We start from the raw sequence: 24,512 nt of genomic DNA on the forward strand, positions 1-24,512 counted from the left end.
GCGTGGGTGGCATGCGGAACTGTGGGTGAGATGGGGTGGAGTGGGGAGAGCCCGGGGACTCAGGTCTCCCCGTGGGCCGAGGTTCGGCGCTGGACCAGGACGGCGGCGACGATGATCGCGCCCTTGGCGATCTGCTGGACATCGCTCTGCAGATTGTTGAGCGCGAAGATATTGGTGATGGTGGTGAAGACTAGGACACCGAGGACGGAGCCGACGATCGTGCCGCGTCCTCCGGTGAGCAGGGTGCCGCCGATGATCGCGGCGGCGATGGCGTCGAGCTCGTACAGGTTGCCGTTGGTGTTCTGTCCCGAGCCGGACAGGATGATCAGCATGAAGGCGGCGATGCCGCAGCAGAGCCCGGAGAGCAGATACAGATAGAGCCGCTGCCTCTTCACGTCGATCCCGGCGAGGCGGGCCGCTTCCGCGTTGCCGCCGACCGCGACCGTGCGGCGTCCGAACGTCGTCCGGTTCAGCACCAGCCAGCCGATGACGGTGACCGCGGCGAAGGCCATGACCAGCGGCGGGATGCCGAGGACGTACGAGTCGGGCAGCCCCAGGTCGAGGACCGACTGGACGGTGACGATCTGTGTCTTGCCGTCGGTGATCAGCAGGGCGAGACCGCGGGCCGAGGCGAGCATGGCCAGCGTCGCGATGAACGGCACCACCCTCCCGTACGCGATCAGCACCCCATTGACGAGTCCGGCGCCGAGGCCGACGAGCACGGCGGTGAAGAGGATCCCCGCGAAGCCGTACTCCTGGGTGGCGAGCGTGGTCGCCCAGACCGAGGCGAGCGCGACCATCGCGCCGACCGACAGATCGATGCCGCCGCTGGTGATGACGAACGTCATGCCGACGGTGACGACGCCGATGACGGACGACTGGGTCAGGATCAGCTGCAGATTCCCGGTGTCCAGGAACGCGTCGGGCTCGGTGAAACCGCCGACGGCGATCAGTGCGGCGAGGACGCCGAGCAGCGACAGGTTACGGACGTCCGCGCGCACCCCGAGGGCGCGCAGTCCGCCGCCCTTCGAGGGCGGCAGCGCCGCGGGGGCGGGCGGGGCCGCCTTGTCCGGCCCACCGTGCTGCGCCGAGGAAACGGGCTGAGTCATGACGTCGGGCTCCCTTCCATCACGAGGTCGAGTACACGGTGCTCGTCGAGCTCCTGGGCCTCCGCCGTATGCACGACGCGGCCCTCGCGGAGCACCAGCACCCGGTCGGCGAGGCCCAGCACTTCGGGCACTTCGCTGGAGACCAGCAGAACGGCGAGGCCTTCGTCGGCCAGCCGGCGGATCACGGCGTAGAGCTCGGCGCGGGCGCCGACGTCGACACCGCGGGTCGGTTCGTCGAGCAGCAGCACCCGGCAGCCGCGCAGCAGCCAGCGGGCCAGGACGGCCTTCTGCTGATTGCCGCCGGAGAGGGTGCGGACGGGGGTGTCCGGGTTGTCGGGGCGCAGCGAGAGTTCGCGGGTGGCGGCGCGGGCCGCCCGGCGCTCGTCTCCGCGGTTGAGCCAACCGGCCCGGGAGAAGCGGGACATGGAGGAGACCGACACGTTACGGGTGACGGATTCGAGCATCAGCAGGGCCTGCGCCTTGCGTTCCTCGGGGGCGAGTCCGATGCCCGCGGCGACGGCGGCGCGGACGCTGCCGGGGCGCAGCGGCCGCCCGCCGACGAGGACCCGGCCCGCGCTCGGCCTGCGGGCTCCGTAGATCGTCTCCAGGATCTCGGAGCGCCCGGATCCGACGAGTCCGGCGAGCCCGACGATCTCGCCGGGCCGCAGTTCCAGGTCGACGGGGGCGAACTCGCCTTCCCTGGCGAGTCCTTCGAGAGTGAGCACGGGGTCCTGCCGGATGTCCTCCGCAGGAGCGCCGGGGCGCTGCGGGAAGACGTACTCGACATTACGGCCGGTCATCATGGCAACGATGTCGCGCGTAGGGGTGGACTCGGCGGGCAGCCCGACGGCGACAGCCCGCCCGTCCTTGAGCACGGTCACCCGGTCACCGATCCGGCGAATCTCCTCCAGGCGGTGGGAGATGTAGACGACGGCTACCCCGTCGGCGGTGAGCCCGGCGACGATTCGGAAGAGGTTGGCGACCTCGTCGGGGTCGAGGGCGGCGGACGGCTCGTCCATGACGATGAGCCGTACGTCGTGGGAGAGCGCCCGCGCCATGGAGACAATCTGCTGCTGGGCGGCGGACAGCGCACCGACGGGACGGGCGGGATCGATCTCGGGGTGGCCGAGGCGCTTCAGCAGTGCGGCGGCGGCCGCGCGCCCTTCGCGGGTGCGGACGACGAAGCGGGCGGCGGTGGGTTCGTGGCCGAGGAAGATGTTCTCGGCGACCGAGAGGCCTTCGACCAGGTCGAGTTCCTGGTAGATGGTGGCGATGCCGAGACGCATGGCGGCGATCGGCGACTTGAGCGAGACGGCTGCGCCGCGCCAGGTGATCTCGCCGCCGTCGGGCTGGTGAGCCCCGGCGAGCACCTTGATGAGGGTGGACTTGCCGGCGCCGTTCTGGCCGAGCAGACAGTGGACTTCGCCGGCCTGGACCTCCAGGTCCACGCCGTCGAGGGCGCGCACACCGGGGAACGACTTGGTGATGCCGGACATGGTGAGCAGGGGTGGTTCTGATGCCATGACAAATCCCCTCGGCGGGTGCGGGGCCGGTGAGCGGGCAGGGCGCAGTGCTGTTCCGGGGGTCACCCCCCGGCCCCCCGGCCACAAGAGGCGGGGGGCGGTTCGGTGGTGCGTACCGGTCGAGGGTCAGGCCGGTGAGAACAGGTGGTCGCTGATGAGCCGGGCGGCGCCGATCACTCCGGCGGCCGGCCCCAACTCGCCCAGAACGATGGGGAGATTGCCGGTGGCCAGCGGCAGGGACTGCCGGTAGACCTGGGTCCGGACGCTGGCGAGGAGCGTGTGGCCGAGGCCGGTCACACCGCCGCCGATCACCACCAGTCCGGGGTTGAAAAAGCTGACGAGTCCGGCGATGACCTGGCCGACCCGGTTGCCGCCCTCGCGGATCAGGTCGAGCGAGGTGGCGTCACCGGCGGCCGCGGCGGCGGCCACATCGGCGGCAGTGAGTTTCCCGGCCGCCTCCAGCCGGGTGGCGAGCTCCTGCGACTGTCCCGCGCGCGCCGCGTCCTCGGCGTCGCGGGCCAGCGCGGCGCCGCTGAAGTGGGCTTCCAGGCAGCCCCGGTTGCCGCAGGCGCAGGCGCGGCCGTCGGGTTCGACCTGGATGTGGCCGATGTCGCCGGCGCTGCCCGTCGTACCGCGGTAGACGTCGCCGCCGACGACGATGCCGCAGCCGATTCCGGTACCGATCTTGACGCAGAGGAAGTCGCCCACGGAGCGTGCGACGCCCGCGTGCTGTTCCCCCATCGCCATCAGATTCACGTCGTTGTCGACCATGACGGGGCAGCCCAGTTCCTGGCTGAGTGCCTCGCGGACCGGGAAGCCGTCCCAGCCGGGCATGATCGGGGGTGCGACCGGTACACCTTCGGGGAAGCGGACCGGTCCGGGTACGCCGATGCCCGCGCCGTCGAAGCCTTCGGCGAGTCCGGAGGCCCGGAGCTTGGCCGCCATGGACAGCACCTGTTCGAAGATCGCGACAGGTCCTTCGCGTACGTCCATGGGGTGGTTGAGGTGACCCAGAACCTCCAACTCCGCGTTGGTGACCGCCACATCGATGGATGTGGCACCGATGTCGACGCCGAGGAAACGCAGTGCGGGAGCGAGCCGGATGTTGTGCGAGCGACGCCCGCCGCGGGAGGCGGCGAGTCCGTCGGCCACGATGAGTCCGGTCTCCAGCAGCCGGTCCACCTCTACGGCGAGCTTGGAGCGGGAGAGGTCGACCTGATCCCCCAGCTGTGCCCGGGAGTTGGGCCCTCCGTCACGCAACAACCGGAGCAGTCGCGCCTGATGCGCATTCGCGGGTCGTGCCGTCATACGTCTCACGCGCCCCTCCCCGCCACATCGGCCTGTCCGTCGGGCTTTCGAGTGGAACGTAGCAGCGGTTGCCGGGAGTGGGAAGAAGTTGCGCAGGAATCCACTACAACTTTCTCCACACCGAGGACAAAGCGGTGCCGGCCGGTCCGGGCGCCGGTGGTGGTCAGCAGCACGAGCGGGGCGCCCTCGAACATCCCGCCCACCTCGCCGGCGCATGTTCGTCGACGCGCTCGCGGCTTACGAACGCGGCCCCGGTGACCTCGGCGACCGCCGCGTTGCCACAAGAGCCGGCTGGACCACGAGTCCACAGAGAGGCGCAGGCCCGCCGACGGACGGACGACCGCAATTCCGTGGACGGCACACCGGCTCCCGCCCGAACCGAACCCGCGCTTCGCGGACGCGGCCGATTTCCGGGCAGCAGTCCCGACAAGTGGCCGTGAAGGAAACGAAGAGTTTCGCTCGCCTTAACGGAGAAATGCGGAATGCGTCATGCAGCACGGCTACTTTCCGGACCTTCCGGAATTCCGTAAAATCATTGTCGAAAATCGCATCCCGCCGTTACGCTGAGGCTGCTTCGCCAAGTGGCGCAGCAGCTGCGGAAACGCCCGGGGAGGGCGTCGGCCGTAGTTGTCGAGGGTGGGGATTAATTCGGGGACGGCTTCGCCATGCGGAGAGAACAGTTACCGGCGCACGCAACGACCTGTGCCGCTGTTCATGCCGTGAATATCCGGAGAAGGTGACCGGAAACCCGACGAGGCCCGTTTTCTCGCCGCCTCCGAATTCTTTTGACGACATGTGAGGATGACCTGTGCGACGCATCACGTCCGTTTTTCTGTCACTGAGTGCCCTTCTGGCGGTCTCCACGCTGGCTGCACCCGCGGCCGGAGCCGCCCCGCGGGCCGACGGACCGGCCGCCGTTCCCGGCGGCTGGGAGGCGGTGGACGGCGCCGAACTGGCGCGGATCTCAGAGAAGACAGGCACCCGGCAGGCCCCGTTCGCCGCCGGTGGCGGTGTCTCCACCACGGCCGAGGTGCCTGAGCTCCTCGCCCTGCAATCAGCCCGCAACGGTCAGTTCGCCGCGACCGAGGTGAACTACGCCGCGCCAAACACTGGTGTGCTGCGGGCCCGGTCCGCCGAGGTCGGCGGCTCCTGGGAGGGCTTCGCCTTCGAGTGGGACGAGGCTTCCGCGACGTACGCCCTGAAGTCCCTGGCGAACAACCGCTACGTGGCGGTCGAGAAGAACTACACCGGCAGCGCGCAGAACGTGCTGCGCGCCCGTTCCACCAGTGTGGGCGGCTGGGAGCGGTTCTTCCTGTACTACAACGAGGGACTGGACCGCTGGGCGCTCCAGTCCACGCTGAACGGGCTCTTCGTCGCCATGGAGAACAACTACACCGGGTCGCTCCAGTACGCACTGCGCGCCCGCTCGACCGAGATCACCGGCTCCTGGGAGGAGTTCACCCTCTACCACCTCGGCGCCTGACGTACGGCCGGACCCCGGTGCCCGCGGAGAGCGGGCGCCGGGGTCCGCGCTGCCGTTGCGGGCCCTGCGGGACCGAGTTCGCCCCGGGAGCCGGGGCCCCTGGCCGCGCACCACGCACCGCCACTGGTCCTACGGGAGGAATAGTCAAGACCTGTGGATCGGGGTACCTGTCACGAATGCCACAGACCTTGGAGTTTCGGTCTGTGGGGGCGTCATCCCTTGACGTTAGGAAGGCGCGGCCTCCAGGGGGATGACGCCCCGCCCGACTCACCAGGTCTTGCCAGCCTGCTCCCGGACCGTGCGGTTGATCCGGTTGAAGAAGTTGGTCATCGCGATCTCCAAGGTGATCGCGCCCAGTTGCTCCTCGCTGAAGTGGTCGGCGGCGGCGTCCCAGATCTCGTCGGTGACGCCCGGTGCGCCGTCCTGGAGCCGGGTGGCGGCCTCGGTCAAGGCGAGGGCAGCCCGCTCCTCATCGGTGTAGAAGGGCGTCTCGCGCCATGCGACCACGTTGTGCAGCCGCTCGTCTGTCTCACCGGCCTGCTTCGCCGACTGGATCGTGGCGAAGACGCACGGACTGCAGCCGTTGATCTGGCTGACACGCAGATGGACCAGCGACAGCAGGTGCTTGTCTACGCCCCCGGCGTGAATCGCCTTGTAGAGGTGCTGGATTGCTGTGATCACGTCGGGATTGGCCGGGCTCTTCACACGTGCTTCCATCGGTCTTACCCCTTCATCGGTGGTTCATCGGTTACCTGCACCCCTCCGGGCCCGTCATCACCCGTGACGGAGCAGAGCCGAGGAAGGTAACAACATGTCCGACACCAGCCCGACGGACCCGATAGCCGAGACGTTCGAGGCCCAGCGCGACCGGCTGCGCGCGGTCGCCCATCGCATGCTCGGGTCGCACGCCGACGCCGAGGACGTGGTCCAGGAGGCCTGGCTGCGGCTCTCCCGCCAGGACACGGCGACCATCCACAACCTCGCCGGCTGGCTGACCACGGTGGTCGGCCGGATCAGCCTCGATGTCCTGCGATCGCGCCAGGCCCGCCCGGAGGCGTCCTACGACGACGGTCTGTCCGAGCTCGTGGTGACGCTCGACGACAATCCTGCTCCCGAGGACGACGCGGTGCTCGCCGACTCGGTCGGGCTCGCACTCCTCGTCGTTCTGGAGTCGCTCGGGCCGAGCGAGCGGCTGGCGTTCGTGCTGCACGACCTGTTCGCGGTGCCGTTCGACGAGATCGGTCAGATCCTCGGCAAGTCCACCGCCGCCACCAAGATGCTCGCCAGCCGCGCCCGCAGGAAGGTGCAGACGATTGAGCGACCGACCGGCGTCGGACGGGAGCAGCGAGAGGTGGTCCAGGCCTTCCTGGCGGCGGCTCGCCGCGGCGACTTCGAGGAGTTGCTGCGGGTACTCGACCCCGAGGTGAAACTGACCGTCGACACCCCGTCCGGCGTGGTCGTCACCCTCGGCGCCACCAAGGTCGCAGCCGGCGCGCAACTGTCCGCCAGCGCAGCCACGCAGGGGCGGACGGTGCTCGTCAACGGCCTCCCGGGGATCATTTCCTGGCGCGAGGACGGCACCCCGCTCTCGGTCCTCGCGTTCACCGTCGTCGACGGCCGGATCACCGACATCACGGTCGTGATCGATCCGGCCAAGCTCGCGCTGATGGACCTGCCGGATCCGGCGTGAGTCCCTGCCGGGGCAGGTCGCTGCCAAGCGGCCAAGGTCTGTGGATCATTGACCTGTTTCAGGCTGCGGGGGCTTCGTGGCGTTCGACGAGGTGGCCGCGTTCGAAGCGGGCCCCGGCCCGGACGAGGGCGACGAGGTGGGGTGCGTTCACGGCTTGCGCGTCTGCTCCGTGTGCGCCCGCATGATCTCCGCGGCCCGCTGTTCGTCCCGCGAGGAGATCGCCGCGGTCAGCGAGCGGTGTTCGATCCAGGACCGGGTGCCGCGCCGGCGGGCCACCGGTGTGTAGTACCAGCGGACCCGGCGGTCGACCTGTCCGGCGAGCTGGGCGAGCACTACATTGCCCGCCAGCTCCATGACCTTGGCATGGAAGGCGGCGTTGGTGGCGACGGCGAGATCCACATCGTCGTCGGCAACCGCCTGCTCGCCCTTGGCGCAGAGCTCTTCGAGGGCGGCGATGCCGGCCGTGCCGGAGTTGGCCGCGGCCAGCCGGGCGGCCTCGGCCTCCAGCAGGGTGCGGACCGAGAGCAGCTGGTCCGCCTCCTCCTCGGTGGGTTCATGGACGAACGCGCCCTGGGCGGGACGCAGATCGACCCAGCCCTCGGTGTTCAGTCGCTGCAAGGCCTCGCGCACCGGCTGCCGGGACACACCGAGGTGCCCCGCCAGCTCACTCTCGACCAGATGCCGGCCGGGGCGGAGCGCACGCGTGGTGATCAGTTCGAGCAGCGCCTCATAGACACGCTCGCGCAGCGGACCGGGCCGTTCCAGCTTTGGCAGGGCCCCCTGCGGTAGTCCTGTGGACAACGTCGCCGTCCCTCTCCGGGCGACGAGCAATTGCTTATCGTCTACAGTCTACGAGCGCCATGGGAGTCAGGGGCAACGGATCACCTGACCCGCGTACGAGAGGTTCCCGCCGAACCCGAAAAGCAGTGCCGGAGCGCCGCTGTCGACCTCGCCGCGTTCCACCAGTTTCGACAGGGCCATGGGGATCGAAGCGGCGGACGTATTGCCGGAATCCACGACATCCCGGGCGATGACCGCGTTGACCGCACCGATCTTCCTGGCGACCGGTTCGATGATCCGCAGATTGGCCTGATGCAGTACCACCGCGGCCAGATCCTCGGGGGCGATCCCTGCCTTTTCGCACACTTTGCGCGCGATGGGCGGCAGTTGGGTGGTGGCCCAGCGGTAGACGGACTGCCCCTCCTGGGCGAAGCGCGGCGGCGTCCCCTCGATCCGGACCGCGCGGCCCATCTCCGGCACCGACCCCCAGAGCACGGGGCCGATTCCGGGCGCGGCGTCCGCTCCGCCCTGCGGGTCCGCGACCACGACTGCGGCACCCGCACCGTCGCCGAGCAGGACGCAGGTGGAGCGGTCGGTCCAGTCGGCGATGTCGGCCATTTTGTCGGCGCCGATCACCAGCGCACGGGTCGCGGCGCCCGCCCGGATCGCATGGTCGGCGGTGGCGAGGGCGTGGGTGAACCCGGAGCAGACCACGTTGATGTCCATGACGGCGGGCGAAGCCATGCCGAGGCGGGCAGCCACGCGCGCGGACATGCTGGGCGAACGGTCGATCGCGGTGGAGGTCGCGACGAGGACCAGATCGATGTCGGCGGGGTCGAGTCCGGCCGTGGCGAGCGCCTTGGCCGCCGCGTGCGCGGCCATCTCGTCCACCGGCTCGTCAGGGCCTCCCACATGGCGGGTCTTGATCCCGACGCGACTGGTGATCCACTCGTCGCTGGTGTCGACCATGGCCGCCAGGTCGTCATTGGTGAGCACCTTGGCGGGCTGATAGTGGCCGAGCGCCACGACACGTGAGCCGGTCATGTAGAGGTTCCCCTCGCTACGTATGGCAGGAACTACCCAGTCTTGGTGGCTACCGCCCGGTACGGGGGCACGTGATCCCACAGGATTACCGGCCGAGGCTTGGAGGCTTGACAACACCCTTGACGACCGAACGCATACTGCAGACGCGCCGAGACCCGTCCCATCCCATCGCCGCGGGCCGCATCTGGCCGCGATGCGGCGGGACGGCGTCCGCGTCACACTGCCGTCCGAGCGCGCCGTCGGGTGTGTCGCGTACGCCACACTCCATGTGCAGGACAATGAGCTCGTCAAGGTCACCTCTCCGCAGGACAACCCGGTGACCCATGGCAACCTGTGCATCAAGGGCCGCTTCGGCTTCCACCACGTACAGAATCGGGTTTAGCCGCCATGGGACGGGTCACCGAGCGCCGCCGCACCATCCGCATCCGGGACGGGGCGGTCTCCACGCGCCCCGACACCCTCGTCGCCGAGGAGCCCCTGGAGATCCGGCTGAACGGCAGACCGCTCGCCATCACCATGCGCACGCCGGGCGACGACTTCGCGTTGGCGGCGGGCTTCCTGGTCAGCGAGGGCGTGATCGGTGACGGCTCCGAGGTGCAGTCGATCGTGTACTGCGCGGGGGCGACGGCGGACAGCGTGAACACGTACAACGTGGTGGATGTGAAGCTCGCGCCCGGTGTGCAGGTCCCCGACATCACACTCGAACGCAACGTCTACACGACCTCCTCCTGCGGGCTCTGCGGCAAGGCGAGCCTCGACGCGGTCCGCACCACCACCCGGCACCCGATCGCCGACACTCCCCCGGTCCGGGTCGAGCCCGCGCTGCTCTCGGCTCTCCCCGACCGGCTCCGCGAGTCGCAGCGGGTCTTCGACCGGACCGGAGGCCTGCATGCGGCGGCGCTGTTCTCCGAGACGGGGGAACTGCTCGACATCCGGGAGGACGTCGGCCGGCACAACGCCGTGGACAAGCTTGTCGGCCGGGCCCTGACCGACGACCGGCTACCGCTGTCCCGCGCGATTCTGCTGGTGTCCGGGCGGGCCTCCTTCGAGCTGGCGCAGAAGGCGGTGATGGCCGGAATCCCGGTGCTCGCTGCGGTCTCGGCGCCGTCGTCGCTCGCCGTGGATCTGGCGGCGGAGACCGGACTGACCCTGGTCGGATTTCTGCGGGGCCCATCCATGAACGTGTACGCGGGTGAGCACCGCATCGCCCTGGAGACGACGGTCGGCCAGGCCTGAGGTGCCCGGCCCGTGACACGGGCCAGGGGTCCGGCCGGCGGGGAGGGCCCCCTGCGCCGGCCTGTCCCGCTTCCATGGCGTCCGTCATCGGCGCCTTCGGGTTCGGGCGAGCGCGTCAGCCCGCCAAAAGGGGCTCCTCGGCCACCGCACCGCTCGCCGGAATGCCCGGGCGCTCCCGGAGTCCGTCCTGCGGATCCCGCGAGCGCCGCTTCGCGATCACCGCGCACACCATCAGCTGCATCTGGTGGAAGAGCATCAGGGGCAGCACGGCGAAGCCGGCGTGCGCCCCGAAGAGCACACTGGCCATCGGGAGTCCGGATGCCAGGCTCTTCTTCGAACCGGCGAACTGGATGGCGATCCGGTCGCCTCGGTCGAAGCCGAGCCGCTTCGCCCCGTACCAGGTCAGCGTGAGCATCAGCGCGAGCAGCAGCGCTTCGGCGGCCAGCAGCGCACCGAGCCTAGCCGGGGTGACCTGGTGCCAGATACCGGCGACCATGCCCTCGCTGAAAGCCGTATAGACGACCAGCAGGATCGAGCCCCGGTCGACACGGCCGAGGACCTTCTTGTGTCGGGTGAGGAAGCCGCCGATCCAGCGGCGGAGCAGCTGCCCGGTGATGAACGGGAGCAGCAGCTGGACCCCGATCCTCAGCAGCGCGTCGGCCGAGAATCCGCCTCCGCTGTTGCCGAGCAGCGCTGCGGCGAGCAGCGGGGTGAGGAAGATCCCGGCGATCGAGGAGAAGGAGCCCGCGCAGATCGCCGCCGGCACGTTGCCGCGGGCGATCGAGGTGAAGGCGATCGACGACTGGATGGTCGGCGGGACGAGGCAGAGGAAGAGGAAGCCGGTGTAGAGCTGCGGGGTCAGGACGTACGGAACCAGCCCCTTGCCCGCCAGTCCCAGCAGCGGGAACGCGACGAAGGTACAGATCAGGACGGTGAGGTGGAGCCGCCAGTGCTTGAGGCCGTCGAGCGCCTCGGCGGTCGAGAGGCGGGCGCCGTACAGGAAGAAGAGGAGGGCTACCGCTCCGGTCGACGCGCCGTCCGCGACCTCCGCGGCGGCCCCCGATGCGGGCAGCAGCGCCGCGAGCGCGACCGTGCCGATCAGCGCCAGGATGTACGGGTCGATCGGCAGCCAGGACGGCAGCTTGAAGGTGCGGCTCATGTGCTCCACGTGTCTCTCGTTCAGGTCGTGCCCTCTTCATCCTGCTCTCGATCAGGGCGATCGGGAATCCGGCATACCGCTCTCACTGTCATCATGATTCGCGATAGCTTGACGCTATGTACGATCCTGCACAGCTCCGTACCTTTCTTGCCGTCGCCCAGACGCTGAGCTTCACCCAGGCCGCCCGTCGGCTGGGCGTGCGGCAGTCCACGGTGAGTCAGCACGTGCGGCGGCTGGAGGACGCGACCGGGCGCCAGCTGTTCACGCGGGACACGCACCGGGTCGATCTCACCGTGGACGGTGAGGCGATGCTGGGCTTCGCGCGGACGATCCTGCAGGCCCACGAGCGGGCCGCGGCGTTCTTCACCGGAACGCGGCTGCGCGGGCGGCTGCGATTCGGGGCGTCCGAGGACTTCGTGCAGACCCGGCTGCCGGAGATCCTGGAGTCGTTCCGCCGCGACCATCCGGAGGTCGAGCTGGAGCTGACCGTGGAGCTCTCCGGGACGCTGCACCGGCAGTTGGCGGCGGGACGGCTCGATCTCGTCCTCGCCAAGCGGCGGACCGGTGACACGCACGGCGAACTGGTCTGGCAGGACGCACTGACCTGGATCGGCGCACCGCACCTGCGGATCGACCCGGACCGCCCGGTGCCGCTGATTCTCTTCCCGCCGCCGGGCCTCACCCGGGCCCGCGCCCTGGAGGTGCTGGAGGAGCACGGCCGGTCCTGGCGGATCGCCTGTACGAGTACGAGCCTCAGCGGACTCGTCGCGGCGGCCCACGCCGGTCTCGGCGTGATGGCGCACACCCGCGGGCTCATCCCGCCGGGACTGACGCCCGTACCGGCCAGGGCGGGGCTGCCGGAACTCGGCGACGTGGATTTCGTCCTGCTGCACGGCCGCCGCCGGGATGCGGCGCAGGAGGCGGCGGACGCGCTCGCGGCAGCGATCCTGGCGGGCGGCGACCGGCTGATCCGTGGCATCGGCGGGATCAACGCGATCAGCGGCAGCGACGGCGCATGACCGCACGCGTGCGCGGGGCGAAAGGGAAGCACAGGTCCGGAACACCCCCTGACCGCCTTGACGGGAGTGGCCGAGGCGTACGGATCCGGTGGAGATTCCGGCGCGAGCTACTTACCCCACCGTCAGAAGCGCGCCCGAGCCCTGCCCATCTGGCCGGATATCTGTGGCTGACCAGTGCAGATGGCACGCTTTCCGGTCGTTCCGGGCCCTCCCGCCGAGCCACCCGGTGGGGTAGCGTCACGGCGCAGTGCGGAGCGCCACAAGGAGCAGGTCATTGCGCGAGTTCACTGTCCCCCCCCATGGCGGTCGCGCCTCAGGTAGGCGGGCTGGCCGATGCCGTCTTCGACTACGCGGAGGAGGATCCGCACCGTGTCGCACTGGGCCGGAAGGACGCGGACGGACACTGGCGTGATGTCAGCGCGGCGACGTTCCGCGACGAGGTGCTCGCGCTCGCCAAGGGGCTGATCGCCCATGGTGTCCGGTTCGGTGACCGAGTCGCCCTGATGGCGCGTACCCGTTACGAGTGGACACTCTTCGACTTTGCGCTGTGGTCGGTCGGCGCCCAGTCCGTGCCGGTCTATCCGACCTCCTCCGCCGAGCAGGTCTTCTGGATGCTGCACGACGCCGAGGTGTCCGCGATCATGGTCGAGCACGAGGACCATGCGATGACGATCGCCTCGGTGATCGACCGGCTGCCCCAGCTGAAGCGGCTCTGGCAGTTGGACTCGGACGCGGTGACCGAGCTGGTCGAGGCGGGCGTGCCTGTCGAGGACGAGGTGGTGCACCGGCACCGGCGGGCGGTGATGCCCGATTCGGTGGCGACCGTCATCTACACGTCCGGCACCACGGGCCGCCCCAAGGGCTGCGTGATCACGCACGCCAACTTCATGTTCGAGACGGACACGATGGCGTTGCGCTGGGAGTCGGTCTTCCACTCCAAGCCGGGCGACGAGGCCGCCACGCTCCTCTTTCTGCCGCTGGCGCACGTCTTCGGCCGGATGGTCGAGATCGCGGCGGTCCGTGGCCGGGTGAAGCTGGGCCATCAGCCGGAGCTGTCGGCGAAGGCGCTCATGCCGGACCTGGTGTCGTTCCGGCCGACATTCATCCTGGCGGTTCCGTACATATTCGAGAAGGTCTTCAACGGCGCACGGCGCAAGGCCGAGGCGGAGGGCAGGATCGGGCCCTTCGACAAGGCCGTGGACGTAGCGGTGAAGTACGCGGAGGCGATGGAGCACCGGGCGTTCGGGACCGGCCCCGGCCCTTCCGCGGCGCTGCGGATGCAGCACCAGTTCTTCGACAAGGTCGTGTACAAGAAGGTCCGCGACGCGATGGGCGGCCGGGTCCGGCACGCCATGTCGGGCGGCTCGGGGATGGAGCGGCGGCTCGGTCTGTTCTTCGAGGGCGCCGGCGTCACGGTGTACGAGGGGTACGGACTGACCGAGTCCACGGCGGCGGCCACCGCCAATCCGCCGGAGCGCACCCGGTACGGCACGGTCGGGCAGCCGATCCCCGGCACCACCGTGCACATCACCGACGACGGCGAGGTGTGGGTGCACGGCGCCCAGGTCTTCGGCGGCTACCTGGGCAACCCGAAGGCCACCGCCGCGGTGCTGCACGACGGCTGGCTGGCCACCGGCGACCTGGGTGCGCTCGACGAGGACGGCTATCTGACGATCACCGGGCGGAAGAAGGAGATCCTGGTGACATCGGGCGGAAAGAGCGTGTCGCCGGCTGGTCTGGAGGAGCGGGTGCGGGCCCATCCGCTGGTGGCGCAGTGCATCGTGGTCGGCAACGACAGGCCGTACATCGCGGCGCTGGTGACCGTCGACCAGGAGTCCGTGGACCACTGGCTCACCATGCAGGGGCGGCCGCCGATGAACGCGGCGGACCTCGTGCGGGACCCGGATCTGGAGATGGAGGTCAGGCGGGCGGTGGTGGCCGCCAACACGGCGGTGTCGCAGGCCGAGTCGATCCGTACCTTCAGGATCCTTGCGCATCAGTTCACCGAGGAGCACGGCCTGCTGACCCCGTCGCTGAAGCTGAAGCGGAAGGCGATCGAGACGGCGTACGCGGTCGAGGTGGACGCGCTGTACCGCTGAGATCGCAGGGCGTCGGGAGCCCACTCCCTGTCGCGAGGAAGGCCGTAGGGCCGGAGCGCTGTCGGGCCCTGCTTGCGTCGGTCCCGAGCTGACGGGGTACGGACGGGCCGGTCGGCAGGGAATGCATGGCGCCTCGTGATCGTTGATTATGGGGATATCAACCGACGACGCAAAGGATCGACTGCTCGTGAGCCAGGTCCCCTCCCTCACCCTCAACAACGGCGTCGAGATGCCGCAGCTCGGTTTCGGTGTCTGGCAGGTGCCTGACGACGATGCCGCGAAGGCAGTCGCGACGGCCATCGAGTCCGGGTACCGGAGCATCGACACCGCCGCGATCTACGGGAACGAGGAGGGCACCGGCAAGGCCGTCGCCGCCTCCGGCGTCCCCCGTGAGGAGCTCTTCGTCACCACCAAGCTGTGGAACGTCGACCAGGGCTACGAGTCGACGATGCGCGCATTCGACGCCTCACTGGACAAGCTGGGCCTCGACTACGTCGACCTGTACCTGATCCACTGGCCGGTGCCTGCCAAGGACGCGTACATCGACACGTACAAGGCGTTCGAGAAGATCTACACCGACGGTCGCGCGAGGGCCATCGGTGTCTCCAACTTCCTTCCGGAGCACCTGGAGCGCCTGCTCGGCGAGACCTCCGTGGTCCCGGTGATCAACCAGATCGAGCTGCACCCGCAGCTCCAGCAGGCCGAGTCACGCGCCTTCCACGCGCGGCACGGCATCGCCACCGAGGCCTGGTCCCCGCTGGGACAGGGCAAGGGCCTCCTGGAGGTCCCGACGGTCGTCGCGATCGCCCGGAAGCACGGTCGCACACCCGCGCAGGCTGTGCTCCGCTGGCACCTCCAGACGGGCAACGTGGTGATCCCGAAGTCCGTGACACCGTCGCGGATCGCGGAAAACATCGATGTGTTCGGCTTCGAGCTGGACGCCGACGACCTGGCCGCGTTCGCCGCGCTCGACGAGGGCAAGCGCATCGGCCCGAACCCTGGCGAGTTCAACCTGGGCGCCTGAGCCCAGCCGTCGCACGACCGCATCACGCACGACCGCCGTCCGGCTCCCCCGCCGGGCGGCGGTCTGCATGCGGGTGAACCCGGAGGAGACACCATCATGAGCGCGGACACCGCACCCGTTGTCGCACCAGGCCTGTATCGGCTGCGCAATGTGGGCAGCGGACTGCTGCTGGAGGTCGACGGCTGCGCCAAGGGCAGCGGCGCCAACGTGCAGCAGGGCACGGACAAGCAGGACGGGGCGGGCGGGCGGCACTGGCAGCTCTCCCCCGTACACGAGGGTGCCGCGCTGTACCACCTGACCAATGCGCACAGCGGCAAGCGGCTGGACGTCGCGAATGCCTCCACGGCGGACGGCGCCAACGTCCAGCAGTGGAAGGCCAACAACTACGGCGCCCAGGAGTGGCTGATCGAACAGCACCTGGACGCGCCGGGCACCGTGACGCTGGTCAGCTTCATCAGCGGACTCGTCCTGGAAGTGGCCGACAGTTCCACGGCGGACGGCGCCAATGTCCAGCAAGGGGAGGACACCGACTCCCCCGGCCAGTGGTGGAAGTTGGAGCCGGTGCCGGACAGCCCTTAGGACCGGCAGTGTCAGCCCCGTCGGGCCAGGTGGACCGTACGCGCCGTCAGCAGGAAGACGTCGGGCCGGTGGTGCAGTCCGGCCGGGTCCTCGGGGTCGAGCAGCCGGTCGAGTGTGGTGAGGTCGTCGGCGGCGAGTTCCCCGGCGAACATCTCGCGGCGGCGGGCGAATTCGGCGATGACATGCTTGCGCGCCCGGTCGGAGAGGGGTGCGGGCAGGTCGAGCAGGAAACTGCGAGTGCCCTGCGGGGCCAGCCCCACCGCGGCGAACAGGGCACTCCAGTCCTCGATCTCCCGCGTGGCGTCCGGGAGCGCCGCCCGCATCTCCTCGAACCACTCCGCGGTGATCGCGTCGAGCCTGGCCTCCAGGCCGGGCCGGCCGATGCCGATATCGCGCGGAAGCTGACGGGGCGGCAGCCCGCCCTCGACGAGGGCGACGGTCCCGCCGGGGCGCAGCAGTCCGGCGAAGCCGGCGAGGACGGCGCGCTGGTCTCCCATGTGATGCAGGGCGTTGCCCGCCCAGATCAGGTCCGCCTCTCCCAACTTGGTCAGCTCGTCGGGGATTTCGGCGTGCAGGGTACGGACGCGATCGCCGAGTCCGAGGCGTTGGGCGCGGGCCAGCGTGCGCTCGAGGAGTGCCGGAGTGCTGTCCACGGCGACGACTTCGGCCTCGGGGAACTCCTGGGCGAGCAGGCAGGAGATCACGCCGGGTCCGCTGCCGATGTCGAGGACCCTGCGTACCTGCGGGGCGGTGGGCAGTCCGGCGATCCAGTGGGCCGCCGCCGCGTACTGGGGGCTGCTGAGCTCGCCGTTCCGCTCCAGCTGCGGACCCATGACGTCCCAGTCGAGGTCGGTGGTGTCGTGGTGGTGGCTGTGCCCGGTACGGTCGGGCCGGTCGTGGGTGCTGCCGTGATGAGGGCTGTGATCGGCGTGCTTCGTCATGCGGACAAGCCTCGCCGGTCCTCAGGCAGGTGGCGAACTTTGTTGCCGGTTCGGCAAGCCGTGGCCTCTCCGGTACTCCTGGGGGCTGACGCCGCGGCCGCGTTTGAAGGCGGTGCTGAAGGCGAACGACCCGCTGTAGCCGACCTTCCGGGCCACCGCCTCCACGGTGGCGTCCGTCTCCCGCAGTAGATCCGCGGCGACGGCCAGGCGCCAGCCGGTCAGGTACGCCATCGGCGGCTCCCCCACCAGTTCGGTGAAGCGGCGGGCGAGTCCGGCCCGCGAGACTCCGGTCCGGGCGGCCAGTGCGGCGACTGTCCAGGGGTGCGCCGGTTCGTTCTGCAGCAGCCGTAGCGCCTGTCCGACGACCGGGTCGCCCATCGCCCGGTACCAGGCCGGTCCCTCGGCCCCGGGCCGGGAGAACCAGCTGCGCAGTACGGCGATGAGCAGCAGATCGAGCAGCCGGTCGAGGACTACGCTCTGGCCCGGCTCGTCCCGGGATATCTCGGCGTCGAGCAGCATCAGCAGGGGGTCGCTTCGGGTGTCGGAGGGCAGGAGGAGCAGCGGGGGCAGGGCGTCGAGGAGCCGCCTGCTGATCTCGCCCTCCAGCAGATAGGTGCCGATGAGCATGTTCGCCGCGCCGTCAGGGGCGTTGCCCCAGGTGCGTACCCCCAGCTGCATGGACTCCGAGAGCGGCTCGCCGCGCAGGGTGCCGCAGACGCCGCCGGGGCCGATCCGGGCGTGCGGCGCGGTGCCGGGGGTGTCAGCGACGGTGTACGGCTCCGGGCCGCGGGCGATGGCGATGTCACCGCGCCGCAGCAGCACCGGGTCCGTCGCGCCTGCGGGGACGATCCAGGCCTCGCCGTGGGTCATGGACATCAGACAGAGCGGCGCCCGGTCCTCGATCCGTACGGACCAGGGCGGTTCCATCACCATGCGCAGCAGGAAGGCCCCCCTGGCCCGTGGTCCGTCGAGCAGTCCGGCGAGTGCGTCCATGGTCAGCAGCGTAGACGTACGCGTAGGGGGTTGAGCGGTTCGCGCATGGTCCGGGCGCAGCGTCTCCGCGACGCTTGAGTCATGACACAGAACACGGAGAACGTGAAGCGCGAGACAGTGTTGGTGACGAGCGGTACGGGAAAGACGGGCCGCCGGGTGGTGGAGCGGCTCGCCGCCCGCGGAGTGCCGGTACGGGCCGGCTCGCGCGATGGCGAGGTCCGCTTCGACTGGGCGGACGAGTCGAGCTGGGCGCCCGCCCTGCGGGGCGTGGATGCCGCGTACGTCGCGTACTACCCCGATCTGGCGGCGCCCGGTGCCCCGGAGGCGATGGCGGCCTTCGGGCGGATCGCGGTGGAGAACGGGGTGCACCGGCTGGTGTTGCTCTCCGGGCGGGGCGAACCGCAGGCGGTGGTGGCGGAGGAGAAGCTGCGGGGGGCGGCGGCCGGGGCAACGCTCACCGTCGTACGGTCGGCGTTCTTCGCGCAGAACTTCAGCGAGGGCGCGCTGCTGGACGGGGTGTTCGGCGGTGAGGTGGTGTTCCCGGCGGGCGGGACCGCTGAGCCGTTCGTCGATGCCGACGATCTGGCTGACGTGGTGGTCGCCGCGCTCACCGAGGAGGGCCACGAGGGCCTGGTGCACGAACTGACCGGACCTCGGCTGCTGACCTTCGACGAGGTGGCGGCGGAGCTCACGCGGGCCGTGGGACGCGAGGTGCGCTACGTATCGGTGACGGAGTCTCAGTACGCGGCGGCTTTGGAGGAGTTCGGCATGCCGGGGCCCGAAGCGGGCTTCCTGGCGGAGCTGTTCACGACGCTGCTGGACGGTCACAACGCGAGCACGACGGACGGGGTGGAGCGCGTGCTGGGACGGGCTCCGAAGGACTTCGGCACGTTCGCGCGGGAGGCCGCGGAGGACGGGGCCTGGACGGTGGCGTAAGGGGGTCATCTGCCGGACCCCCGGCCGACGCGGGCGAACCGATGCGGCCTGCGCGCCCTGATGACGCGCGGGACACGGACGGCCAAACCCCTGTCGGGCAGGTTCAGGCAGCCCGCCCGCAGGGGGGGTTGCCTGAACCTGCGGTCTGCCGCCTGCGCGGGCGGGGGCGTCACCGCGAACTCGGGGTCCTGCGATGCGGCCCCGGACGACCCCCGACCCCGCGGGACTTCAGCCCCTGCGCCGGAACGCCAGCAGCCGGTACTCCGGCTCGGGGCGCGGCCGGTCCGGCTCGGGCAGCGCCAGGAGCGCCGACGCCAGCTCGTCCGCCGCCGCCCCCGGCACCTCCAGACGTGAGACGAAGTAGCCGGCACGCACAGCATGCGCAGCACTGCGCGGCGTCCGCCCCTGCCCGTGTCCGAGGAATCGGTTCTCCCCCACCACATCGAGCCCGGCCTCCGCCCCGTACGCGACGACCAGTTCCTCGGGGTCGGACGGGCTGGGACGCAGGTACGGCGCGAACAGCTCATCGATGTCGCTGCCCACGTCGTGCGCTGCGTCCTTGTCGACCGTGGTGACGAACACACCGCCGGCCCGCAGCACCCGTGCCGCCTCGGACACCACCGCCCGCACGTCACCCGCCCCCCGCAGCAGATGCAGCAGCCAGACGGTGCCCACGGCGTCGACCGCGGCGGCGGGCAGCGGCAGCCGCCGTGCGTCGGCCAGCGCCACGGCGCCGATCCGCTGCCGCGCGAACCGCACCATGCCGTACGAGGCATCGGTGCCCAGCACCCGCAGTGCAGGCCGGGCCAGTGCCATCCGCTCGGTGACCAGTCCCGTACCGCAGCCGATGTCCAGCAGTGTGCGGGCGGACTCCGGGACCAGCCCGAGCAGCGCGCGTGCCGCCGCCTCGGCGCGGGGCACACCGCCACGCGTCGCGTCGTATGCAGCCGCCTCAGCGTTGTAATCCAGCATGAGGGCGACTGTAGGGCAACCGCCCCGTATCGCTGAACAGATCAGCGACAGGCGTGTATTGCCGGTTCGGCCGGGCCGCATAACTTGTGTTCATCGAGCTGGAGTTACGCCGGCTACGGACCGCATGTGCCATCGCCGACATGGTGGCCTCACCACGGCGGCAGCCGCGTCGGGGCTCGCCCAGCCCGCTCCGAGCGCTCAACTGCGGAGGATCGAGAAGGCATTCGGCGGGCCGCTCTTCGACCCGGACCATACCGGCGCCCACCCCACCCCGCTCGGCAAGTTGGTGCTCGGCACCGCGCCTGGTGACCCGGCCGGTCGCCGGGTCAGCGCTGAGCCGGCGTACCCGCGCCGGCTCGCCGCGCACCCCCGTTTCGGGGTGGGGGCGCCCCGACGAGCGCGGCGCCCCCGCTCCGTCACACCGCGCCGTGCCCCGCGGCAATCGCCTCCACGCGCGCGGCGAGTTCCAGGTCGTGCTCGGTGACCACCCCGCCCGCGTCGTGCGTGTTCACCGACAGGGAGACGGTGTTGTAGCCGAGCGTCAGATCGGAGTGGTGGTTCAGCTCCTCCTGGATCTGCGCGACATGGATGGTGAGTCCGGCGGCGGCGAAGTGCGAACGGAACCGGTATCTGCGGGTGATCCGGTCTCCCTCCAGCGCCCAGCCGGGCAGCTCGCGCAGCCGGTCCTCGATCTCTTTCTGCGACAGCGGTTCGGCGGGCATGGTGCGACTCCCTCACAAGGTCGATACCGATGGGCGGTGCCGGTGACGTTACGGTCTCCGTATGACAACTGTCGCGCTTGACACAGGGGTAGGGCCACTGCTGCGCAGTTGGCGGGAGCAGCGCCGACTGAGCCAGTTGGAGCTGGCGCTGCGCGCGGACTCCTCGGCCCGCCACATCTCCTTCATCGAGACGGGCCGTTCCCGCCCCAGCGAGGAGATGATCCTCCGGCTGGCCGAGCATCTCGATGTACCGGTCAGGGAACGCAATGCCCTACTGGTGGTGGCCGGCTATGCGCCCCGTTACGCGGAGACCGCGCTCGACGATCCCGCGATGGGTACGCTGCGCGAGGGCATGGAGCAGCTGTTGCGAGGGTACGACCCGTATCCGGCGCTCGTCGTCGACGGGACATATAACGTGGTGGCCGCCAATCGGGGTATCGCCATGATGCTGGAGGGGGTGGCCGAGCACCTGCTCGCACCTCCGCTCAACGCCATGCGGCTCACCCTCCACCCCGAGGGCCTGGCTCCGCGGATCCGTAATCTTCCGGAATGGCGGGCCGACCTGCTGGCGCAGATGGAACGTCAGATCGCACTGGCCCGTTCGGCGGAGCTGCGTGAGCTGTACGAGGAGGTCGCGGCCTATCCCCTGCCGAAGAGCGCCGACGGGCAGGACGAGCCGTCGGCACTGCCGTTCGCGCTGCCGATGGTGATCGAGCACGACGGGCGGGTGCTCTCGTTCGTCTCCTCCATCGCGACGTTCAATACGCCGATGGATGTGACGGTGGCCGAATTGGCGATCGAGACGTTTCTGCCCGCCGATCAGGAGACCGCCGCGTATCTGAGGTCGCTCCCGTCCTGACGGTCCGCATCCGGTGCGTCACTTGGCGGGGGCGGGCGGAACGCAGGACCGCCGCGACGTGTGCCGCCCCCGCCTCGGTAGGCGGGGGCGGCACGCTGCGGGAGCGCGAAGCGGTTACACACGCGCCCCGTTGTCGAGCGGGTCCCGGCGTTTCGTCCGCGCGCCGGACGTGCGCCCGGGGGCCCGCTTGCGGGCGGGCGGCGGGGCCTTGCTGCTCTTCTCCAGGGTGAGTGCGACCGGTACGGCCGTCAGGACCGAGGAGTACGTGCCGACGCAGATACCGATGAGCAGGGCGAGCGCGAAGTCCGCGAGGGAGTCGCCGCCCAGCACGGCAAGAGCGGCCAGGATGAAGAGGGCGCCCATGCCGGTGTTGACGGTTCTGGGAACGGTCTGCAGGACGGCGCGGTTGGCGATGGTCGCCACGGGTACGCGGCGCGCCTTCGCCCACAGTTCGCGGACCCGGTCGAAGACGACCACCGAGTCGTTGACGGAGTAGCCGATGACGGTGAGGAGTGCGGCCAGGAAGATGCCGTCGACGGTGCGGCCGAGCCAGGCGAACGCGCCGATCAGAATGATGACGTCATGGACGAGCGCGGCGACCGATGCCAGGGCGAACGTCCAGCGGAACCGGACCGCCAGATACCCGAGTTGCACCAGGACGGCGATGGCGAGCGCGATCAGCGCGTTGCGCCGCAGTTCGTCGCCGAGGCTGGGTCCGATGAGTTCGTCGCGAACCTTGGTGGTGTGGCCGCCCTCCTCGGCAAGGACGGCACGCAGGGCGTGCTCCTCGTCGTTGCTGAGGTCCCCGGTACGTACGGAGAGGTCGCCCGCGCCCGCCGTGGTGACCTCGGCGTCGCCGAACCCCGCGTCAGCCAGGGCAGTGCGGGCGGTCTCCACGTCCACGGGCCGGCTGGTGGAGTACTCGACGAGCCGGCCTCCGGTGAACTCCACGCCCAGATTGACACCCCGTACGACGATACCGAGGACCGCGACGGCGATCAGCGCCGTGGAGATCAGCAGCCAACGGCGGGGTGACCGGAACAGCTGCGGATCACGGCGGGCCAGCCAGGTCCGTACCCGGCCGGGGCGGGCGATGCCGTTGACGCCCCGGTAGTCGCTGACGAACCGCGAGCGGGACGCGATCTCGGTGAGGGCGCGAGCGATGACGAGCGCCGAGAACATCGACGCGAGAACACCGATGGCGAGCGTGACTCCGAAGCCCTTGACCGGTCCCGAGCCGAGGAAGAAGAGCAGACCGGCCGCGATCAGGGTGGTGACGTTGGAGTCGGCGACCGCGCTCCAGGCGTTACGGAATCCGGCGGTCATCGCGGAGCGCAGGGAGCGGCCGGGACGTTCCGCGTACTCCTCCCTGGCCCGTTCGAAGACCAGCACGTTCGCGTCGACCGCCATCCCGATGGCGAGGACGAATCCAGCGAGTCCGGGGAGGGTGAGGGTGACGCCGAGAGCGACCAGCGCGGCGTACGAGATGACTCCGTACGCGGCCAGGGCCATCGCGGCGAGGGCGCCGAAGAACCGGTAGACGAACGTGATGAAGAGGGCGGTGGCGGCGGCGCCGATGAGGGCGGCTTGGGCGCTGGCGTCGATGGCGGCGGCGCCGAGTGTCGGACCGACGGTCCGCTGTTCGACGATCTCGACGGGAAGGGGCAGCGCGCCGCCCTTGATGAGCAGCGCAAGATCGCGGGCCTCGTCGGCGCCGAAGGAGCCGGTGATCTGTGTGGAGCCGGACGGAAGGCCGACGTTGCAGCCGACGGACGGGGCGACCTGGGGCGAGGAGATCACCTGGTCGTCGAGGACGATCGCGACCCGCCGCCGATCGTCCTGAACGGGATGGCAGGCGGCTTCGCCGGTCAGCCGGGTCCAGTCCCGGCCCGCGCCCTTGTGGAAGTCGAGGGAGACGGTCCAGCCGGCGCCCTGCTGGGCATCGAAGGAGGCCCCGGCGTCCTTGACGCCCGCGCCGGTGAGCCGGGCCGGGCCGAGGGCGAGAGGGCGGCCCTCCTCGTCGGGCAGCGTCAGCCCGTCGGCCTTTCCCTTCTCCTGTTCCGTGCCGGGTCCCTGGACGGCGTGGAAGCTGAGCTGGGCGGTCTTGCCGATGACTTCGGCGGCCTTGCGCGGGTCCTGGACGTCGGGCAGCTCGACGATGATCCGGTCCTCTCCGGACCGGGTCAGGGTCGGTTCGGCGACGCCGAGCGAGTCGATGCGCTGGCGGAGCACCTCAACGGTTCGGTCGGTGCTCTCCCGGTCCGCCTTCGTGGTGGCGGAGTCCTTGGCCTGGAGCACCATCCTGGTGCCGCCCTGAAGATCGAGGCCGAATCTGGGTGACATGGTCAGCGTGATGAGCACGGAGACGAGCAGCACGGCCGCAGCCAGAACCGCTCGCACCGTGGTGGCGCGAGTCATGGAAATCCTCCGAGAGGGACGTCGGCCGCACTCGCCTCGGCGAGGACACGGCGTCAGGTCTGTCGAGCAGAACGGTGGCCGGGGGAACGGTCCGTCCTCGGAGGGCCGCGTACGCCGGGGAGCGCCACGCGGAAGGGATCGGCTGCGAAGGAAGGGGTGTCCGGGGCCCGTTGCCGGGCCGGAAGCGGTACGAGGATGCCGGGCGTCCCCGGCAGCAGGGCGCCGCCGGGGCCAGGCGGCGGCAGCTGGTGCTGGATGCGGATGTGGTCGGTGGCGACCCAGGGGCGGGGAACGGCCGGGAGAGCTGTGCGGTCGTGGCCTGCCGTGGCCGTGTGGGTCTGCCGGGTGTCGTGCGTGCGGGCGGTCCGGTCGGTGTGCTGGGCGGACGGCGGAACGACGGCCGTGTGCGCGGCGGCGGGCGACGGACCGGACAGAGAGCGTGGCGGGGTTACGGCTCCGGCGGCCGCGACGGCCGCGGACGCGCCGCCGACGACGGCGAGCACGACGAGGAGGAACACGACCAGGGCCTGACGGGCCGCTGTCGCGCTCCCTCGGCGCGCCGTACGGTGTGCCGGGCTGTCCGGTCGCCCTCTCGGGGGTGCGTTCCCCGGGGGCGGC

The 24,512-nt window shown here is 70.3% G+C and carries 22 protein-coding genes and 3 pseudogenes; 11 read left to right on the forward strand and 14 right to left on the reverse strand.

Annotated features, from left to right (window positions below):
* Window positions 1-59 precede the first annotated feature (59 nt).
* The 4 genes and pseudogenes from ACIBB8_RS08435 to ACIBB8_RS08450 all read right to left on the reverse strand — a co-directional run.
* On the reverse strand, window positions 60-1,109 hold the full coding sequence (locus ACIBB8_RS08435; protein ID WP_398949742.1) for an ABC transporter permease: 1,050 nt from the start codon (window positions 1,107-1,109) through the stop codon (window positions 60-62).
* Entirely contained in the window at window positions 1,106-2,632 is a 1,527-nt protein-coding gene (locus ACIBB8_RS08440) for a sugar ABC transporter ATP-binding protein (RefSeq protein ID WP_398949744.1), read from the reverse strand. Before ACIBB8_RS08440 ends, ACIBB8_RS08435 begins: the two co-directional genes overlap by 4 nt.
* 126 nt (window positions 2,633-2,758) lie before the next feature.
* Window positions 2,759-3,940 (reverse strand): ROK family protein, encoded by a 1,182-nt coding sequence (locus ACIBB8_RS08445; protein WP_398949745.1) that lies wholly within the window; start codon window positions 3,938-3,940, stop codon window positions 2,759-2,761.
* A gap of 119 nt (window positions 3,941-4,059) precedes the next feature.
* Window positions 4,060-4,248, reverse strand: a pseudogene (locus tag ACIBB8_RS08450) (nitroreductase/quinone reductase family protein); the annotation flags it as partial.
* 509 nt (window positions 4,249-4,757) lie between these two features.
* On the opposite strand from ACIBB8_RS08450, the gene ACIBB8_RS08455 reads away from it, so the two are divergent.
* Complete coding sequence (locus ACIBB8_RS08455) at window positions 4,758-5,423, forward strand: fascin domain-containing protein (protein ID WP_398950094.1); 666 nt, start codon at window positions 4,758-4,760, stop codon at window positions 5,421-5,423.
* 267 nt (window positions 5,424-5,690) lie between these two features.
* Here ACIBB8_RS08455 and ACIBB8_RS08460 read toward each other — a convergent pair whose 3' ends face one another.
* Window positions 5,691-6,140: a carboxymuconolactone decarboxylase family protein gene (locus ACIBB8_RS08460; RefSeq protein ID WP_383063226.1), complete on the reverse strand. Its 450-nt coding sequence runs from the start codon at window positions 6,138-6,140 to the stop codon at window positions 5,691-5,693.
* A gap of 94 nt (window positions 6,141-6,234) precedes the next feature.
* Between ACIBB8_RS08460 and ACIBB8_RS08465 the strand changes: the two genes are divergently transcribed.
* Entirely contained in the window at window positions 6,235-7,113 is an 879-nt protein-coding gene (locus tag ACIBB8_RS08465; protein ID WP_398949747.1) for a sigma-70 family RNA polymerase sigma factor, read from the forward strand.
* Between the two features lie 147 nt (window positions 7,114-7,260).
* Here ACIBB8_RS08465 and ACIBB8_RS08470 read toward each other — a convergent pair whose 3' ends face one another.
* Window positions 7,261-7,914, reverse strand: a complete 654-nt coding sequence (locus ACIBB8_RS08470; RefSeq protein ID WP_398949749.1) for a GntR family transcriptional regulator — start codon at window positions 7,912-7,914, stop codon at window positions 7,261-7,263.
* 66 nt (window positions 7,915-7,980) lie between these two features.
* Window positions 7,981-8,937, reverse strand: a complete 957-nt coding sequence (locus tag ACIBB8_RS08475) for a beta-ketoacyl-ACP synthase III (protein WP_398949751.1) — start codon at window positions 8,935-8,937, stop codon at window positions 7,981-7,983.
* Between the two features lie 238 nt (window positions 8,938-9,175).
* On the opposite strand from ACIBB8_RS08475, the pseudogene ACIBB8_RS08480 reads away from it, so the two are divergent.
* Window positions 9,176-9,319: pseudogene (locus ACIBB8_RS08480) on the forward strand (Fe-S-binding domain-containing protein); the annotation flags it as partial.
* A gap of 5 nt (window positions 9,320-9,324) precedes the next feature.
* Entirely contained in the window at window positions 9,325-10,173 is an 849-nt protein-coding gene (fdhD, locus tag ACIBB8_RS08485; RefSeq protein ID WP_398949753.1) for a formate dehydrogenase accessory sulfurtransferase FdhD, read from the forward strand.
* Between the two features lie 115 nt (window positions 10,174-10,288).
* Here the strand turns inward: fdhD and ACIBB8_RS08490 are convergent, their stop codons facing one another.
* Entirely contained in the window at window positions 10,289-11,332 is a 1,044-nt protein-coding gene (locus ACIBB8_RS08490; protein ID WP_398949755.1) for a bile acid:sodium symporter family protein, read from the reverse strand.
* A gap of 116 nt (window positions 11,333-11,448) precedes the next feature.
* Between ACIBB8_RS08490 and ACIBB8_RS08495 the strand changes: the two genes are divergently transcribed.
* From ACIBB8_RS08495 to ACIBB8_RS08510, 4 genes are all read left to right on the forward strand, one after another.
* A complete protein-coding gene (locus ACIBB8_RS08495; protein WP_398949757.1) occupies window positions 11,449-12,351 on the forward strand; it encodes a LysR substrate-binding domain-containing protein in 903 nt (300 codons plus the stop codon).
* 299 nt (window positions 12,352-12,650) lie between these two features.
* Complete coding sequence (locus ACIBB8_RS08500) at window positions 12,651-14,450, forward strand: AMP-dependent synthetase/ligase (RefSeq protein WP_398949759.1); 1,800 nt, start codon at window positions 12,651-12,653, stop codon at window positions 14,448-14,450.
* A 187-nt stretch (window positions 14,451-14,637) separates the two neighbouring features.
* A complete protein-coding gene (locus ACIBB8_RS08505) occupies window positions 14,638-15,474 on the forward strand; it encodes an aldo/keto reductase (protein ID WP_398949761.1) in 837 nt (278 codons plus the stop codon).
* 96 nt (window positions 15,475-15,570) lie between these two features.
* On the forward strand, window positions 15,571-16,053 hold the full coding sequence (locus ACIBB8_RS08510; RefSeq protein ID WP_398949763.1) for an RICIN domain-containing protein: 483 nt from the start codon (window positions 15,571-15,573) through the stop codon (window positions 16,051-16,053).
* Window positions 16,054-16,064: 11 nt separating this feature from the next.
* Here ACIBB8_RS08510 and ACIBB8_RS08515 read toward each other — a convergent pair whose 3' ends face one another.
* Together ACIBB8_RS08515 and ACIBB8_RS08520 are read right to left on the reverse strand one after the other, a co-directional pair.
* Window positions 16,065-16,994, reverse strand: coding sequence for a class I SAM-dependent methyltransferase (locus tag ACIBB8_RS08515; RefSeq protein WP_398949765.1), 930 nt, complete (start codon window positions 16,992-16,994; stop codon window positions 16,065-16,067).
* Between the two features lie 21 nt (window positions 16,995-17,015).
* Window positions 17,016-17,987, reverse strand: a complete 972-nt coding sequence (locus tag ACIBB8_RS08520; RefSeq protein ID WP_398949767.1) for a cupin domain-containing protein — start codon at window positions 17,985-17,987, stop codon at window positions 17,016-17,018.
* Window positions 17,988-18,068: 81 nt separating this feature from the next.
* On the opposite strand from ACIBB8_RS08520, the gene ACIBB8_RS08525 reads away from it, so the two are divergent.
* On the forward strand, window positions 18,069-18,923 hold the full coding sequence (locus tag ACIBB8_RS08525) for an NmrA family transcriptional regulator (protein ID WP_398949769.1): 855 nt from the start codon (window positions 18,069-18,071) through the stop codon (window positions 18,921-18,923).
* Window positions 18,924-19,151: 228 nt separating this feature from the next.
* Here ACIBB8_RS08525 and ACIBB8_RS08530 read toward each other — a convergent pair whose 3' ends face one another.
* On the reverse strand, window positions 19,152-19,895 hold the full coding sequence (locus ACIBB8_RS08530; protein WP_398949771.1) for a class I SAM-dependent methyltransferase: 744 nt from the start codon (window positions 19,893-19,895) through the stop codon (window positions 19,152-19,154).
* Between the two features lie 92 nt (window positions 19,896-19,987).
* On the opposite strand from ACIBB8_RS08530, the pseudogene ACIBB8_RS08535 reads away from it, so the two are divergent.
* Window positions 19,988-20,196, forward strand: a pseudogene (locus ACIBB8_RS08535) (LysR family transcriptional regulator); the annotation flags it as partial.
* Between the two features lie 115 nt (window positions 20,197-20,311).
* Here the strand turns inward: ACIBB8_RS08535 and ACIBB8_RS08540 are convergent.
* Window positions 20,312-20,617: a 4a-hydroxytetrahydrobiopterin dehydratase gene (locus tag ACIBB8_RS08540; protein WP_398949773.1), complete on the reverse strand. Its 306-nt coding sequence runs from the start codon at window positions 20,615-20,617 to the stop codon at window positions 20,312-20,314.
* A gap of 61 nt (window positions 20,618-20,678) precedes the next feature.
* Here ACIBB8_RS08540 and ACIBB8_RS08545 point away from each other — a divergent pair, with 61 nt between their 5' ends.
* The gene (locus ACIBB8_RS08545) at window positions 20,679-21,476 is read left to right on the forward strand and encodes a helix-turn-helix domain-containing protein (protein ID WP_398949775.1); all 798 of its coding nucleotides are present in this window, start codon (window positions 20,679-20,681) and stop codon (window positions 21,474-21,476) included.
* Between the two features lie 114 nt (window positions 21,477-21,590).
* On the opposite strand, the gene secD is transcribed toward ACIBB8_RS08545, so the two are convergent.
* Window positions 21,591-23,894 carry a protein translocase subunit SecD gene (gene secD / locus ACIBB8_RS08550; protein WP_398949777.1) on the reverse strand — a complete coding sequence of 768 codons (2,304 nt, stop codon included), beginning with the start codon at window positions 23,892-23,894 and terminating at the stop codon, window positions 21,591-21,593.
* 53 nt (window positions 23,895-23,947) lie between these two features.
* Window positions 23,948-24,412: a hypothetical protein gene (locus ACIBB8_RS08555; RefSeq protein WP_398949779.1), complete on the reverse strand. Its 465-nt coding sequence runs from the start codon at window positions 24,410-24,412 to the stop codon at window positions 23,948-23,950.
* Window positions 24,413-24,512: the final 100 nt, after the last annotated feature.

It is taken from the genome of Streptomyces sp. NPDC051286 (assembly GCF_044455345.1).
Lineage (GTDB): Bacteria > Actinomycetota > Actinomycetes > Streptomycetales > Streptomycetaceae > Streptomyces.